This is a genomic window from Vibrio sp. B1FLJ16 (assembly GCF_905175385.1).
Taxonomy (GTDB): Bacteria; Pseudomonadota; Gammaproteobacteria; order Enterobacterales; family Vibrionaceae; genus Vibrio.
Window position 1 is genome coordinate 2,003,508 of the sequence record NZ_HG992749.1, and the last position, 16,044, is coordinate 2,019,551.

Consider the following 16,044-nt stretch of genomic DNA (forward strand, 5'->3'; position numbering starts at 1 on the left):
ACAAAGCATTAAACATAAAAGCAGGACAAGTCCTGCTTTTATGTTTTAGAAACTGTAGCTGTTTACTGCTGTTTAACCCAAGCTTTAAACGCAGCTTGCTCCTCAGGTGAGGCTTTTTGATACATGGTTTTTAGCAGATCAACCATCTGACTATCTTTTGTATCTGCACTGCTCGCTTCTACGGTCGGCTCGACACCAGTAACCGCTTGCTGGTGCTGGTTCACGGTAACATAAGTCACAGCGACCCCGGCAACACCACCCGCAATGTTATAGTTACGAGCTTCTTGTGGGTAATTACGGCCAATCTGCACGCCATCAGATACAAGAATGTCTTCTACAAGAGAGATTGGATTCCCTGTTGAATCCATCAGCTGCCACGTTAGCGGTGAAATGTTGGTTTGCGCCTGACGGTAAGTTTTGAACTCTGGTAATTCAAACTGGAGCGTTTCATTTTCTACGTCAAACTTAGCGATTATCACATCGCTGTAAGCGACTTTAATAGCGTCGCCAATTTCAAACTCCGGTTGATATTTAAAGACTATTTGATTCGTTCCGTCTGGGATGTCTATTGTCTTCTCCGCTGAGAAAAGACCACCTTCTAGCTTTGGCTTCTCCATATTGACAGCCAATACTTTAATGTCATCTGGCACCACCAAAGTCGTTGCAGCAAATAGTTGACTACTGGCAAAAACTGACAATGCCATCGCTACTTTTAATGATAACTGCATAGAATTTTTCATCCTTATTCACATAAAAAAAGACCCAGCATAAAGCTGGGTCTTACAATATCAAACTGGGAATTGATTACCAGTAGAAACGAGCACCTAGACCGAAGTTAGTCGCGCTGTCTTTTTTCTCGTCAGCAGTTGTAGTCTCTTCGAATACGTAACCCGCTTCTGCGAATACGCGAGCCCATTTAGAGAACTTGTATTCAACACCTGCGTATGCGCGAGATGCATCGCCGTCTACGCTATCTTTTGCGTCAGACTCAGCAAGAACTAGCTCGTAACCAGTGTATAGAGTAGTTTTGTTTGCTACAGCGAACATACCCGCTAGAGAGATACCGTGAGAATCAACAACTTCGCCAGCAGCTTTGTCATCGTTTTCGTTGTAGTAGTAAGTAGCGCCTAGAACGTGCTCACCTAGTGCGTATTCACCAGTAACTTCGAAAGATAGGTTTTCGCTGTTGCTGCCTTGAGAAGACAGTTTATTTTCAGAAGAAAGAACACCAGCGTGCATTGCTAGGTCGCCGAAAGATTTACCTACGAATACTTCGCGGATTTCTTCGTTAGAGTCTTTCTCACCTAGAGCGTAACCAGCTTTTAGCCAGAATGCGTCGTTTTCAAATGCATATTTGATTTGAGAAGAGTTGTTCCACGCGTGTCCGTAAAGAAGTGCAGAACCACCGAAGAAGTAAGAGTAATCAGCACCGTAAACGTCATCAGCAAAAGTACCTTCTTTACCGATACGTAGAGTACCTGCGTCACCCATGTCTAGACCGAAGATATGACGACGAACGTATACTGAATCGTCGCTACGCTCACTTGAGTCGTCGCCAGCGTTGTAGTTGTCACCTAGACCAACACCGATTTCAACTTCACCTAGAATTTTTAGGCCGCTGTCTACAACGTAAACACCGTTTACACCCATACGAGAAGAACTAGTGTTTAGCTCAGCTGTGTGGTCGTTGCCTTCAGAGAATACTAAAATTGGACGAAGCTGACCGTAAAAGTTTACAGAACCTTCTTCAGATTTGAATACTTCAGCTGCATTTACAGAAGCAGTTGCTGATGCAGCAACTACTAGTGCTAAAAGAGTCTTTTTCATAATTAATCCACTGCCTTTTCTTAGATTGGGATATCCTTTCCGATTCCCTTTTTTTATGATTGAGTCTGAACGGTAACTCACTGTTACGCAATGCATTCCCAAAATCTGCGACTAAGAGTGCAAAAGATTATTCTGTCTGTCAAATTTTCTAAACCGAAATGTAAAAAAAACAAAAAACACTTAAAAAACAATAGCTTGATATTTTAAATTTCATTTATTCGATTAACATCTAAACAATAAACTTGATTTTTCACAATTTATGAACATATCAATTATCAAAATAAAGCACGCTATTCGATTATTTAATAAACACACTTTTGGGATAAAAGGCTGCTATGTTTTTACTTTTTAGATTTTTGTATACTAGCAATAGTGAAACTAATTTCATTTGAATTTGGTTCAATCTTTTTTTTGTGAACAAGATCTATATTCGGTATAAAAGCATTCCATTTTGTGAACTACTTTACGTCTAGTGTTGTGTGCTACTATTCGCCTCCAACGCACCAGAGGCCCGTATGCTGACCACCAATATTCAAAATTCAATTCGCACTAGCTACCAGAATCTGCAAGCTCAGCTTGATAACTTTGTTCCTAGACGAGCGCAAAACTATCTGGTAGCGGAAATAGCCAAAACGCTATGTGGTCAATATCATAAGTCCAACCGGATGTTGGTTGCTGAAGCTGGGACGGGCATTGGTAAGTCCCTCTCCTACCTGATGGCAGCGATTCCTGTCGCCGTAAACAACAACCGAAAAGTTGTGATTTCTACTGCCACAGTCGCATTGCAAGAACAGCTTATTAATAAAGATCTGCCACTTTTCCGCCGTATTACTGATCAAACGTTTTCTTTTGTTCTGGCGAAAGGCCGCCAACGCTATTGTTGTGCTGAGAAACTCGCAACAGCGAGCGGCGCTGATGGCGGACAATTAGCTATGTTTGAAACCAAACCAAAGAAGAAAGATATTGAACTGCTGGAAACCATGTATCGCTCTCTTGCACAGGGGAAATGGGATGGCGACCGCGACTCATGGCCAAAACCAATTGATGACCAGCTCTGGCAACTGATCGTAAGTGATAAGCACAGTTGTAATAACAGCTTGCCGGGGCACCGTGGCTGCCCGTTTCAGAAAGCTCGTTCAGAGCTGGATAAGAACGATGTAATCATTGCCAACCACTCTTTGGTTATGGCCGATGCCGACTTGGGTGGCGGCGTAATTTTACCGGAACCAGAAAATACGATTTATGTTTTCGACGAGGCGCATCACCTTCCTCATGTAGCGCGAGATCATGCATCAGCATCTGCCAGTTTAAAAGGCGCGGCGGCATGGCTGGAGAAATTAAATCAATCTATTAGTAAGTTCTCATCACTCGCTGACGAGAAACGTGTCGCGCGCTTTCGTAATGACCTTCAAGAATCCGTTCAAACCTTAATTCCGGAGCTCAGTCAGTTAACTAAGCAGTTTGACCCAGCACATTTTGAAGAAGGTATCTATCGCTTTGAACATGGCGAGTTGCCAACCTGGTTAGAAAATCAGTCCAAAGAACTAAAACAAGCCAGTAAAAAAGCCAATCAAAGTGTTGCGAAAATAGCAGACCTTATTGCTGAACGAGTAAAAGATGGTGAGCTGGCGGCGAGATTAGCGGAACCTGCGTTGGCAGAGCTAGGTTTTTACATCCAGCGCCTAGAAAACCTTGCTCAGGTTTGGCGCCTTATGGCAGAACCAACACGGGAGAAAGGAGCACCACTCGCGAGATGGCTGGAGAAACATCCCGATCGAGAAGGTGATTTCATTGTCAGCGTATCACCACTAGAAATCGGCTGGCAACTTGATCAGCAGATCTGGAGCCGTTGTATTGGTGCGGTTTTGGTGTCGGCTACAATTAGAGCACTAAACTCTTTCCACTACTTTTGCCATCAAACAGGTATTGATGGCAAGCCAGAGTCTGGGACGCAGTTTTTAGCTCTAGCATCTCCGTTTGATTATCAAAATCAGGCAGAGTTGTTTATCCCCGCCATGAAATATGAGCCAGCGGCACCTCAGTTTACTGAATATCTTATCGAGATTTTGCCTAAGTACTTAGAAGACAACAAAGCCAACTTGGTATTATTCTCTTCTTACTGGCAAATGAACCAGGTCGCTGAAGCATTATCTTCAGATTTTATAAAACGCGGCTGGGCTCTGCAGGTTCAGGGCGAAAGTTCTCGTCAAGAAATTCTAAAAAAAACATAAAAAACTAATAGAAACCAACAAAACCAGTGTCTTATTTGGTACAGGCAGCTTTTCCGAAGGCCTCGATTTACCGGGAGAGCTCCTTGAAAATCTGGTGATTACTAAAATCCCGTTTGGCGTTCCAACCTCTCCTGTTGAACAAGCACATTCAGAGTACATAGAGAAAAAAGGCGGAAATCCGTTCATGCAGATAACCGTTCCGGACGCGAGCAAAAAGCTGATACAAAGCGTAGGTCGATTACTGCGTAAAGAGCGCGACTCTGGTAGAGTGACGATTCTGGACAGACGCCTTGTCACAAAACGATACGGGCAAGCCTTAATCGACTCTCTGCCGCCATTTAAACGTAAAATAGAATATTAGAAGACTAACCATTTATGGAAATGATTGAGCCAGGCATGTTACTGGTGTTAGCGCTTGTCGCTTTTGTTGCTGGGTTCATTGATGCGGTCGCCGGAGGTGGAGGCATGCTGACCGTACCAGCGTTGCTATCTTTGGGGCTTCCACCTCATATTGCTTTAGGTACAAACAAGCTCGCAGCGACCTTTGCCTCTTCAACAGCTGCTTTTACCTATTATAAAAAACGCTTGTTCCGACCTCAGTGCTGGGGAAGAGCTTTTGTTGCCACTTTAATTGGGGCAGCGTTAGGGACACTATTTGTCGATGCAATCAGTACAGAATGGCTAGAGAAAGTGCTGCCATTAATCATTTTAGCCGCAGCTCTGTACACGGTTTTTCATAAAACACCTAAAACAACCCACCAAAGCCCGATACCAGAGCCCTGCCCTCTTCTGCATAGAAAACAGTATGTGCAAGGCTTCTCACTTGGGTTTTACGACGGGTTAGCAGGCCCGGGAACGGGGGCATTCTGGACGGTAAGTTCGATGGCTTTATATCGCCTGAATATCTTACTGGCCTCTGGTCTGGCAAAGGCAATGAACTTCACCAGTAACTTTACCTCGCTCATTACTTTTGCGGTATTAGGCCACATTAACTGGGTATTGGGCTTAACCATGGGTCTATGCTTAATGGCAGGAGCGTTTGTTGGTGCCCACTCCGCAATTCGTTTCGGCTCTAAGTTCATTCGCCCTGTCTTTGTGACCGTAGTGAGTGTGCTTGCGATTAAATTAGCTTATGACGCCTGGTTTGTAGGTTTGGCATGAATATAGAACAACTTTCAGTACATCTGGAGCAGATGGCAAAACAAGCTGCGTTGCTTGACCGAAGTCGAGGCGAGCACCATGTACCACTGTTTGATGAGAGGCTATTCAATTGTCGTTCCCGATTGTTAGTTCCGTGCGTAAAAGAGGCTAAAGCGACGCTGGGGACGCTCGTCCGCGAGCAAACTGAAGGTAAGCTCACGGCCCTGCGTGCAGAATACATCACAGAACGTTTAGTCGCGCAGATTGCCGCTATACAGCGTGAAATTTCAACGACAAAAATTCGCAAGAATGAAATCAAGCACAGCAGCCATTTCCGTAAACCAATCAATGTGTTGTATCAGGAATTGGCTCAACATCAGGAATGGGCTCGGCGATTAAGGGAAATGGTGCTTGATAAAGAAAAAGCCGTAGAAACAGCTCCGAGCTTCGCCCGTGCAGAAGCGCAGAAAGTTCTGCTCGCAACAGAACAAAGGCTAGAACGATGTGAAGCTGCGTTAGTGAAACTAGAAAACCAAATAACTCACAGGGAAAAACATCAGTAATGTCCGAGCAATCCAAATCCCCCTTAGAAGATGCGCCAGAAGAGATAAAGTTAGCCGTCGACCTGATTTACTTGTTAGAGACGAATGAAATTGATCCTGAGACAGCGCTAAAAGCGATTAAGATCGTGCAAAGTGACCTTGAGAATAAGCTGAAAACACAGTAACCCAGTATCAAATATGATAAAGGGGAGCGTCGCTGCTCCCCTTTTAAATCTGGCTATTTCGTGATTAAACTTTGAACTGCCCCATTAGTGTTTGCTGCTGATTAGAAAGCGATTCCATCTCCATACCCGCATTTTCCGAAATCTGAGCCTGCTCCAGTATTTCACCACTTAAATCTCGAATATTAGCCACACTCTGGTTAACTTCATTCGAAACGGATTGCTGCTCTTCCGCCGCTTTTACAATCTGCGTATTCATATTGTTAATAGCAGCAATGGATTCGAATATTTTCTGCAATTCATTGACCGCCATATTGACCTGTTCAGCGGACGCTTGCGCGCGCTGGTTACCGTCAGTTATTGATTCAACCACAGCCTGAGTACCAATTTGAACACTCGCAATCACTTCACGGATTTCGCCTACTGAACTTTGAGTCCGGCTGGCTAGATTACGCACTTCATCTGCTACCACAGCAAAACCACGGCCTTGTTCTCCGGCACGTGCTGCTTCAATTGCTGCATTCAGTGCGAGTAAATTAGTTTGTTCGGAAATCCCTTCGATGACCGTCAGTATCTCCGTTATATTGCTGTTATTCTTCGCCAGGTCTTCCACGACAGGAACTGCATTAGTCATAGTAGAAAGCAGTTCCTGCATTTGAATTTCAGAAGCGCGAATCACTTGCTGGCCTTTTTCCGCAGACTCACTCGCCTCACCAGCTGCATTCACCGCTATTTCGGCATTCTGGACCACCAGCGCGGCCGTTTGTGTCATTTCTTCCGCTGCTGTCGCAACCAAGTCGACCTCTTTAAACTGAGCATCGCTACTGTTTCTTGTCGCGGCGACTACCTGTTTCGCATGCTCAGTTTTGTCCGCTAACTGACGAGAAGTCGTCACGACTTCTTTTATTGTCATCTGTAAGCGTTCTAAAAAGCGGTTAAATGCACTTGCTAGCTGTCCAATCTCATCTTGTGACGTAATATCTAGACGTTGAGTTAAGTCTCCTTCGCCTGTCGCTATATCTTCAAGGCGAATCACAACTTCGCGAATCGGCTTAACTAATGCTTTAGCAAGAATTCCGGTTGTTATTAAGCCAACCAGAAGCATAAGAACCCCAACGCCAACTTCAATCAACATTCCCTTTTGCATATTGCGGGTTATGAGCGCGTCCAGTTGGTCAGCATCCGCTAATACTGCAGAGCGAGGCATTTCAAAAATGACGCCCCAGGTCTGGTTAGCAATCTGAACAGGTGAAAAAACCGTCATCCACTCACCTGACTCTCCCCATTCAATACCAGCTTCACCGGCCGATAGTAAATCGCTCAGTTTAGCCTTAGAGACTAGTGAACTGGAAAATGGCTGCCCAAGCTCACCTTGAGGGTTATCTGACGCGAGTAAAGTGCCGTCTAAGCTGACCATCGCCACATTCCCTTGCCCCGAAAACAGACTCTGATCTGAACTCAAAACAAAGTTAGTTAATTGATCTAGTCGCAGCTCCATGCCCAAAAAGCCGATAGGCATGCTCTCAACAATGATAGGAATCGAAATCGAAGTCGTCAGGAATTGTGCTGAATCCGCGTTGCGTAATCGAGGAGAGGAAATACAGGCTTGAGCAGAGGACAAAGGGCAAGCGAAACGCTCAGCATTCTCGCTTAGAGACAGTACTTGTTCCGACAACGTATCTGCTATGACATTCTCACCGTTACTCGCTTTAGACCAGTAAGTAGCAAAACGCCCTGCTTCATTCGAACCAACATAACTGGCACTCGTGTAGTTAGCATCTTCACTGTCTAGCAAGTCAGGTTTAAAAACTAAGTAAGCGGCATTGACGTTATCAAAGCGAAGAACGGCCTGACGAATCATCTCATTCAGTGCAGAACGTAAATCTTCACTGCTACCAAAGTTTTCTTCAGAATTGGTTTTGAAAAACAGAGCATTGGCGGCAAGCATTTCCGCACGATAAGTTGCCTCATTCAGGTACTCTGTTACTTCTGTCGCATTCAGTAAAGCGCGTGTTTGAAGCAGTTGCTCTGATTTTTTGACGACGGAAGTGCTACTTTCTTGTTGCAATAGCTGCTGATTTCCAAGCGCGTTATAGACTGAAAACCCAATAAGAGATAACGAGGTGATAAGCAGGCAAAGCCCGGAAAGAAGCGTGATTTTCCACTGCACAGATATGGTTCGCATACAACATCCTTATACAAGCAAACTCATTTTCGAGACACATTAAACCATACGCGCGCACAATAGCAATTAAATATTTAACATTTATTCAAACTCTTAGCATTATCTGCGAAGCGTTTTCAGATGGCCTAAGCAATGGTAACATCCTTGTCAAATACTCCCTTTGACAAGGATAAATAATGAAAGTAATCAGCTTTAACATCAATGGACTTCGCGCCCGACTCCACCAGCTTCAGGCTCTAATTGACAAACATCAGCCTGATGTCATCGGTCTTCAGGAGATAAAAGTTCATGACGAAGCATTCCCGATAGAAGATGTAGAAGCCATGGGTTACAAAGTGTACTTTCATGGTCAAAAAGCACATTACGGTGTGGCAATGCTTTGTAAGCAGGAACCAATCAGTGTTCAAAAAGGCTTTCCTACCGATAATGAAGAACACCAAAAACGTATGATTATGGCGACGTTTGAAGATGAAAACGGCCAAAAAGTAACAGTCTTAAACGGATATTTCCCTCAAGGGGATAACATCAGTCACGAAACTAAATTTCCTTATAAACGCCAGTTCTACAAAGACCTGATGACTTACCTTAACGATCACCACAATAACGATGAAGAGCTGATCGTAATGGGTGACATCAACATCAGTCCTATTGACGCCGACATTGGCATTGGCGAACCAAACCGTAAACGCTGGCTCAAAACAGGTAAATGTTCATTCCAACCAGAAGAGCGCGAATGGCTGAAAACGCTGTTAGATTGGGGCTTTGAAGATACCTTCCGTAAACTGTACCCAGAAGTAAATGACAGATTTTCGTGGTTTGATTACCGCTCCCGCGGCTTTGATGACAATCGCGGCCTGCGGATTGATGTGATTTTGGCGACACCTTCTCTTGCACAGAAATGTATCGAGTCTGGTATTGACTATGAACTGCGTGGCATTGAAAAGCCTTCCGACCACGCTCCAATCTGGTCTACTTTTAAGTAAACTCATTCAGTCAAAAAAGAAAAAGAGCGCATCAATGAGCGCTCTTTTAAATTTATTTTTCTCTGTCGGTTTTAGCTTAGCGGTCTGGAATACGCTAGCAGCCGTTTTTCTGCATGCTTAAAGCACCACAGGATGATAAACGTCAACGACATGTAGAATAAGCCCGCCGTTAAAAACGACTCAAATGGCGCGTAGTAACGTGAGTTCACCAAACGTGCAGCACCAGTCAAATCCATGATGGTTACGATACCCGCTACCGCACTGCCGTGAAGCATAAAAATAACTTCATTAGAGTAAGCAGGAATAGCTCTGCGTAATGCACTCGGCAAAATGATTCGTCGATACGTTTTTAACGTGCTCATCCCGTATGCTTTAGCTGCTTCAACTTCACCCTTTGGTAATCCGTTAATCGCCCCGCGAATTATCTCCGCGGTATATGCTGAGGTGTTCAACACAAAAGCGACCAAGGCGCAAAACCAAGCGTTTTCCCAAAGCGTGCCTTTTACCGGAAAGAACTGATCCATACCGTAATAAATCAGATAAAGCTGTACCAGCAGCGGCGTACCACGGAAAAAGTAAATAAACGCCCATGAAGGCATACTCAGAGCATAGTTTTTACTGTTTCTTGCAATAGCCAACGGGATAGAAGTACACAGGCCGATAATAAGCGAAATACCCACCAGCCATACCGTCGTCCACAGACCTTGTAGGTAGGTAGGAAAGCTTTCAATAATCAGTGAAAAATCCATAACTTACCTCGCATGAATACTGAACTTACGCTCCACAAGTTTAAGTAAACCCGTAGAAACACTGGTAAAGAACAGGAAGATAATCGCGACTGCCATATAAAACGTGAACGGCATTTTTGTAGAGCCAGCAGCCAGTGAGCTCACTCGCACCATATCTTCAAGACCGATAATCGACACCAGCGCGGTTGTTTTAAGCAATACCAGCCAGTTGTTACCGAATCCAGGCAGAGCATGACGGATCATCTGAGGTAAAAGAATTCGTCTGAACGACAAGACTGCACTCATACCATACGCTTTCGCAGCTTCAAGCTCGCCTCTGTCGACAGCCATGATTGCACCACGGAACGTTTCCGCCATGTATGCGCCAAAAATGAAACCTATTGTCAGAACACCGGCAATAAACGGGCTAACATCAATATAGTCAGGTAGGTATGACGTCCATTCATGGTTAGGGTCACTCGCCGTAAACCACTCATTCAATGTTTCATTGATAGAATAAAGGCTATTATTCAAAAGTATTTGCCCACCAAAGAAGATAAGCATCATCAGAACTAAGTCTGGGATACCACGAATAATGGTGGTGTAAAGTGTGGCAATAGCTCTTGCCCATTTGTAAGGTGACAGCTTAGCTAAAGCACCAAGCATGCCCAGTATCATCGCAAGCAACAAAGAGAGTGCTGCGACTTCTATCGTCACTAAAGCACCCGTAAAGATTGATGCTTCATATCCTTGTAAATCCAGCATAGGTGAGTTCCTAATCCCTAAACTCAAAAAATCGACCGTCGACTACTTCTAGGAACAAGCCAACGGTCGCTTACTCACAGCTTACTTGCCGTAAACGTCGTATTTAAAGTATTTAGCTGCAATTTCTTGGTAAACACCTTTATCACGTAAAGATAAGATTGCTGCATCAAGTTTTTGCGTCAGATCTTTGTCTTGCTTACGAACAGCAATACCCATGCCTTCGCCAAACCATTTAGCATCAGTTAGTGACGGACCAACAAACTCGTAAGCATCACCGCCTGCTTTATTGATAACACCTTCTTCGAGAGCTGATGCATCACCTAGAACAGCAGCGATTCGGCCATTAGCTAGGTCCAGGTAAGCTTCATCAAATGAACCGTAACGCACTATTTCTACATCATCACCGTAGTTATCGGTCACATACTTATCGTGAGTTGTAGCGCGCTGTACACCAATCTTCACACCTTTAAGGTCATCAAAATTGAGTCCAGCGCCTTTCTTCGCGATAAATTTATTTGGAATTTGAGCATACTTACCGGTGAAATCGACTTTCTTCTTACGCTCTTCGGTAATGGACATTGCCGCGATGATTGCATCGTATTTACGAGCCAGAAGAGAAGGAATAATGCCATCCCAATCCTGAGCAACGATCTGACACTTCACTTGCATCTCTTCACAAAGTGCATTTGCCATATCCACGTCAAAACCTTTAAGCGAACCATCCGTTTCAGTCCAGCTAAATGGAGGATAAGCCCCTTCAATACCAAAACGAACCGTTTTCCATTCTTTCGCTTGAGCTACGCCAGATACTGCTGTTGCAGCAAGAGTTGCTGCTAATAACCACTTTTTCATTTCCATACTCCTGTGATTTCCATTTTATTTAGTTTTGTTGTTGTGTTTACTCGGGAGGCAAAAAGCTGCCGCCCAACTTACTTAATAAAAAATACTTAATAAATCGAAGAGATAAACTGTTTCAATCTCGGTGAATCCGGATTTGAAAACAACTTGGCTGGATCACCCTGTTCTTCTACCAACCCCTGGTGGAGGAACATAACGTGGTTTGATACATCACGAGCAAATGCCATCTCATGAGTCACGACCAGCATGGTGCGTCCTTCTTCTGCCAAATCTCTCATTACCCCAAGAACTTCCCCAACCAACTCAGGATCGAGTGCAGATGTAGGTTCATCAAACAACATCACTTCCGGATCGACCGCTAGTGCGCGGGCGATAGCTGCTCGTTGCTGCTGACCACCTGACAAATGCCCAGGGTAATAATCTTTACGCTCGTACAGACCTACTTTTTTAAGTAGCATTTCTGCGTTTTCAATCGCCTGAGCTTTCGGAATACCCAGTACGTGAACGGGCGCTTCAATGACATTTTCTAACACGGTTAGGTGGGACCATAGGTTGAAACCCTGGAATACCATGGCCAAACGGGAACGAATACGCTGTACTTGTTTCTCGTTGGCAGGTACTGATTCTCCAGCTCGGTTATTCTTCATTTGAATAAGCTCGCCGTTAACCCAGATTTCACCTGCGGTTGGTGTTTCTAATAAATTAACACATCTAAGAAAGGTACTCTTACCAGAACCGGAAGAGCCGATGATAGATATAACATCCCCTTTATGTGCGGAAAGAGAAATTCCCTTTAGAACTTCATTCTGACCAAAGGTTTTGTGCAGGTTTTTTATATCTAGCGCTGGTACATCATTCATGCGCTTTACTCCCTGTATTTATCACTGCCATTAGGGACTCCGCCCTATCTAATTCGAAACAAATTAGCACCGCGGCCCGAAAGTTGCAACAAATGATTAACCTAAATAAATCGAATAGTTAGATTGGATATGTAAATTAATATGCAATTCTTAGCACTATATACTTTAATTCGTGAATATTATGCATAAAAAAGCCCCTCACTGGAGGGGCCGTTTTAACAATTTAAAACCATCAATTTGCGCTATTTTCTAAGATGGTCACATTTTCAGTCATCATAGCTACTTTACGGTTTTTGATTTGAGTTGCCGTTGATACTGAGCCGTTTAAGTCTGTAAAATCAGGCGACGAACCAGTAACAACACTTTGAATATTATGGTTATTTTCAATAAAGTACATTACTGATTGGCTATCGTCAGAATCTAATGAAGCAATACTTACTTCGACGCGATCACTATCACCCAAATCTAGTACTTCTTCTGAGGAGCTCTCCATCAACACCTGACTGTTAGACGGCTTAGAAAAAATAGTTTGATAAAAAGCATTACCGCTACGTGTCACCGATCTGATGTGTGTGCGCTGAATATCAAACTCACTGTCTGTGTAACCAGTGGTGTTTAAACAATTTGTCGCATCACCACAACTCGATGTACTCGATGTAAAACTGCTCACATAAGGGGCGTCTAAGTTTAAATCTAGCCCGTTGTATGCGGTCAGCGAATGGTAATTCCAATCACCTGAATCTACTTTACCACTAAGCTCAACTGTCCAACCGTTTGCAGCGATATTTGCTCCGTCGAAAGACAGCATTGTTGTCGATGGATAAATAGGCTGCCACAGGTAAAGTTCTTTACTAAAGCCAAGATTTACGGAGTTGCCTTCGTCATTAAGAGTAATTCCAGTGACACTAAAATTTACGTCACTATATTCTACGTCCACCATCGTGTTATTAACGAGGGATGCAGGTGGGTTGTTCACATCATAAATAGAAGAAGCGTCTGCAAAAACAAAATGCATTAGATCGCTGTATTTACCTGACTCATATGTATCAAACGCAGTGATTAAAACTTTCTTATCTGCTTGTAGAGGTGCTTGTACTGGTATGTCAGAAGCTATTTGATGCCCGTCAACTGCCATATCAATGTAACTGCTCTGATAATAGCTAGTATCTGCACTACGCTGCCTAACACTAACAACCGCATCTTCGGAGACTTCAGAATAGTTTTGCTCGCCCTGGTAGCAAACATTGCTGGAGCTTTGCGCCGTTCTCACGTTTACCACCATGTTGCTTAAAAATTCTTTTTGGACAGTAAACATATAAACTTCTTGATCGCCCGCAAGCAGACCAGACACTTCTTCTACTGATACGTAGCCATCCTCAGGAACTAAACCCGTATCTATAGTCACCTTTCCTGTAGAAGGGATGTCATCAATTGTATATTCAGTAATAACAGAGCCGTCTGCATTGTGATACAAGACGTTGAATCCCCGATCCGCCACTCTCGCTGTGATGACTTTTCCTGTGTCCCCTTCTTGCTCATCATAAATGACACATCCGGTGGCAACATTAGATTGCTCTGTTGCATACAAGTTAATCATTTGCCACGTGTATTTTGGAGCAGGTACCGAACCACCGCCGCTACTACCACTTCCGCCGCCACAGCCGACCATCACACCTGAGATTATTGCCACTAACGGCAGAATTTTAAGTTGTTTCATCTTTACTTCCTAAACTGAGCGGCAATAAGTAGCCAGAAAAAATCGTCTTTTTTCGTTTAAGCAAGAATGAAGCCACCTTTATATCTGCATGATGAATATTGATATTTTACGTGCTACTAGTGTGATATCACCTCTACGTTTTGTTATTTTACGCGACTTGTGTAATCAAATTACACGTCTTAGCCACTATCTCATTTATAGTCTCGATACATCTTGTAGTTTTATTTCACATCGTTTCTTTAAGTGATCTAAATCAATCACCCTAAGTGGCTATCTTGTTAGACTTCAACCAAAATCTGAGGAAGTTTTTTGCCTCAAGACAACAAGTTATTAGCTATGCTTAGGCACATGATGAACGTGCAACAAATCTAACAATAGCTAAAGCATAGGATGTACCGCACGATGCGGAACAACGCAACTGAATCAAGAATTCATAACTTTTAAATATATGAGGAATCTATGTCAGACGCAGTGAATAAAGTGCACTCTGATTCGGATATCGAGACCAAGAGCTACAGTGAGCTTCATCGTCCAGCATCTGAGTTCGCCAGTCGTTCAGACTACCTAGACCACGAACTACAAATCATGAAGCCGCGTCGTTTCGGCTTAAACTTGCCAGGTCGTGATTTCCGCTTTGAGCTAGAAGACTTCGTTCCTGCTATTGCGGGTACTATCGGTATTATTGCGATGTACTCTGCAGTAATGATGTCTTGGGCAGAAGGCTTAACCCAAGCCTGGGACCATGTGCATTTAACCAAAGAGTTTGCTATCGAAGTTGCTCGTGTTGAAATGCTTATCCCTGCACTTCTCTTCTGTATTCTAGCTTCTGGTATTTTCAACCCTAAAGCTAACCTTGCAGGTAACCACGGTCCGATGATTCCTTTGATCGGAACTATCGCTCTTGCAGGTGCTCACCCACTTGCTCTAGCTATCCTTATCGGTATCTTTGGCCTTATTCTTAGCTTCCTCAAAGGGGGGTCAAAACTCGTCAACCTCACCTCCGAAGGCACCGCCGGCGGCTTGCTCATATTCTTAGGTTTAACCGGTACAATCAGCCAGATTAATTCCATCCAAGCTTGGGCCACTGGCCTGCAATCAGCAGACGTTGCCGCTGGTAGTATGGGTTATGTTGGTTTAGTGGTACTTGGCGTCACGGTTGCTATTTATGCTTACCTTGCAAAAGTAAACAAGCGCTGGTTGGCTATCCCAGTTTGTGCGTTCACAGGCCTTGCTATAGCGCTGCTGTTTGGCGCAGGTTTTGACATTAAGTTTGAAACTCAAACCGGTCTGCCAAACCTAAACCCTGTTTACTGGTGGGGGAGCACTGAGCAAGGTTGGATGCTTGGTCTACCTAATGTGGAACACTTTATCGCATCTCTGCCATTCGCAATCCTTGCTGTTGCTATGTGGTCTCCTGACTTCCTTGGCCACCGTATCTTCCAGGAAATGAACTACCCGCGTAAGTCTGAAAAAGTATTGATGGACGTGGATGACACTATGACCATGTGTTCTGTTCGCCAGATGGTTGGTACTGCTGTTGGTGGCGGTAACATCACTTCATCTTGGGGTACTTACATGATTCCAGCAGCGATTGCTAAGCGCCCTATTCCAGGCGGTGCAATCCTTCTTGGGTCTCTATGTATTATCGTAGCAATTCTAGGTTTCCCAATGGATGTTGCAGTATGGCCACCAGTGATGCGAGTAGCACTACTAGTTGGTGTATCTCTTCCTTTGCTTGAAGCTGGTATGCAGATGGTTCGTGACACTAAAGACTCACAAGCTGCTGGTATCTGTATCTTTGGTTCTATCGTTGCAAACCCGGTTCTTGCTTGGGCACTAACCATGTTCCTAGATAACAACGGCCTGATTGGTGATAAAGAGCGCGCAGCTCGCCTGTCTTTTGCCGATAAAATCATCATACCGGTAGGCGTGTTCATTATCTGTTTGGTTGCTATGCTTGCAGTTGGTATGCTAGAAGCCCAATATGGATTGAAAGCTTGGCTATAATGCCGAACGCTCAAAAAAA

General features: G+C 44.0%; 13 protein-coding genes and 1 pseudogene. 6 read left to right on the top strand and 8 right to left on the bottom strand.

Annotated features, from left to right (window positions below):
• Nucleotides 1–62: 62 nt before the first annotated feature.
• Nucleotides 63–728: a DUF2057 family protein gene (locus tag KHN79_RS09085; RefSeq protein ID WP_182008484.1), complete on the bottom strand. Its 666-nt coding sequence runs from the start codon at nt 726–728 to the stop codon at nt 63–65.
• Between the two features lie 76 nt (nt 729–804).
• The gene (locus KHN79_RS09090) at nt 805–1,827 is read right to left on the bottom strand and encodes a porin (RefSeq protein WP_182008485.1); all 1,023 of its coding nucleotides are present in this window, start codon (nt 1,825–1,827) and stop codon (nt 805–807) included.
• 515 nt (nt 1,828–2,342) lie between these two features.
• Here KHN79_RS09090 and dinG point away from each other — a divergent pair.
• The 4 genes and pseudogenes from dinG (at nt 2,343) to rsmS (ending at nt 5,925) form a co-directional block, all read left to right on the top strand.
• Nucleotides 2,343–4,419, top strand: a pseudogene (dinG, locus tag KHN79_RS09095) (ATP-dependent DNA helicase DinG).
• Between the two features lie 14 nt (nt 4,420–4,433).
• Complete coding sequence (locus KHN79_RS09100) at nt 4,434–5,219, top strand: TSUP family transporter (RefSeq protein WP_182008487.1); 786 nt, start codon at nt 4,434–4,436, stop codon at nt 5,217–5,219.
• Nucleotides 5,216–5,761, top strand: a complete 546-nt coding sequence (locus tag KHN79_RS09105) for a primosomal replication protein (protein ID WP_182008488.1) — start codon at nt 5,216–5,218, stop codon at nt 5,759–5,761. The genes KHN79_RS09100 and KHN79_RS09105 overlap by 4 nt, the downstream gene beginning before the upstream one ends.
• Nucleotides 5,761–5,925, top strand: a complete 165-nt coding sequence (gene rsmS, locus KHN79_RS09110; protein ID WP_182008489.1) for a pleiotropic regulatory protein RsmS — start codon at nt 5,761–5,763, stop codon at nt 5,923–5,925. The genes KHN79_RS09105 and rsmS overlap by 1 nt, the downstream gene beginning before the upstream one ends.
• A gap of 64 nt (nt 5,926–5,989) precedes the next feature.
• Here the strand turns inward: rsmS and KHN79_RS09115 are convergent, their stop codons facing one another.
• Nucleotides 5,990–8,107 carry a methyl-accepting chemotaxis protein gene (locus KHN79_RS09115; protein ID WP_182008490.1) on the bottom strand — a complete coding sequence of 706 codons (2,118 nt, stop codon included), beginning with the start codon at nt 8,105–8,107 and terminating at the stop codon, nt 5,990–5,992.
• Nucleotides 8,108–8,283: 176 nt separating this feature from the next.
• On the opposite strand from KHN79_RS09115, the gene xthA reads away from it, so the two are divergent.
• The gene (gene xthA / locus KHN79_RS09120; RefSeq protein WP_182008491.1) at nt 8,284–9,090 is read left to right on the top strand and encodes an exodeoxyribonuclease III; all 807 of its coding nucleotides are present in this window, start codon (nt 8,284–8,286) and stop codon (nt 9,088–9,090) included.
• Between the two features lie 71 nt (nt 9,091–9,161).
• On the opposite strand, the gene KHN79_RS09125 is transcribed toward xthA, so the two are convergent.
• From KHN79_RS09125 to KHN79_RS09145, 5 genes are all read right to left on the bottom strand, one after another.
• Nucleotides 9,162–9,839, bottom strand: a complete 678-nt coding sequence (locus tag KHN79_RS09125; RefSeq protein ID WP_182008492.1) for an ABC transporter permease — start codon at nt 9,837–9,839, stop codon at nt 9,162–9,164.
• 3 nt (nt 9,840–9,842) lie between these two features.
• On the bottom strand, nt 9,843–10,583 hold the full coding sequence (locus KHN79_RS09130; RefSeq protein WP_182008493.1) for an ABC transporter permease: 741 nt from the start codon (nt 10,581–10,583) through the stop codon (nt 9,843–9,845).
• A gap of 81 nt (nt 10,584–10,664) precedes the next feature.
• On the bottom strand, nt 10,665–11,435 hold the full coding sequence (locus KHN79_RS09135; protein WP_182008494.1) for an ABC transporter substrate-binding protein: 771 nt from the start codon (nt 11,433–11,435) through the stop codon (nt 10,665–10,667).
• Between the two features lie 95 nt (nt 11,436–11,530).
• Complete coding sequence (locus KHN79_RS09140) at nt 11,531–12,301, bottom strand: ABC transporter ATP-binding protein (protein WP_182008495.1); 771 nt, start codon at nt 12,299–12,301, stop codon at nt 11,531–11,533.
• 232 nt (nt 12,302–12,533) lie between these two features.
• Nucleotides 12,534–14,018, bottom strand: a complete 1,485-nt coding sequence (locus KHN79_RS09145) for a flagellar sheath protein A (protein ID WP_182008496.1) — start codon at nt 14,016–14,018, stop codon at nt 12,534–12,536.
• Between the two features lie 459 nt (nt 14,019–14,477).
• Here KHN79_RS09145 and KHN79_RS09150 point away from each other — a divergent pair, with 459 nt between their 5' ends.
• On the top strand, nt 14,478–16,025 hold the full coding sequence (locus tag KHN79_RS09150; protein WP_182008497.1) for a DUF3360 family protein: 1,548 nt from the start codon (nt 14,478–14,480) through the stop codon (nt 16,023–16,025).
• Nucleotides 16,026–16,044 lie beyond the last annotated feature (19 nt).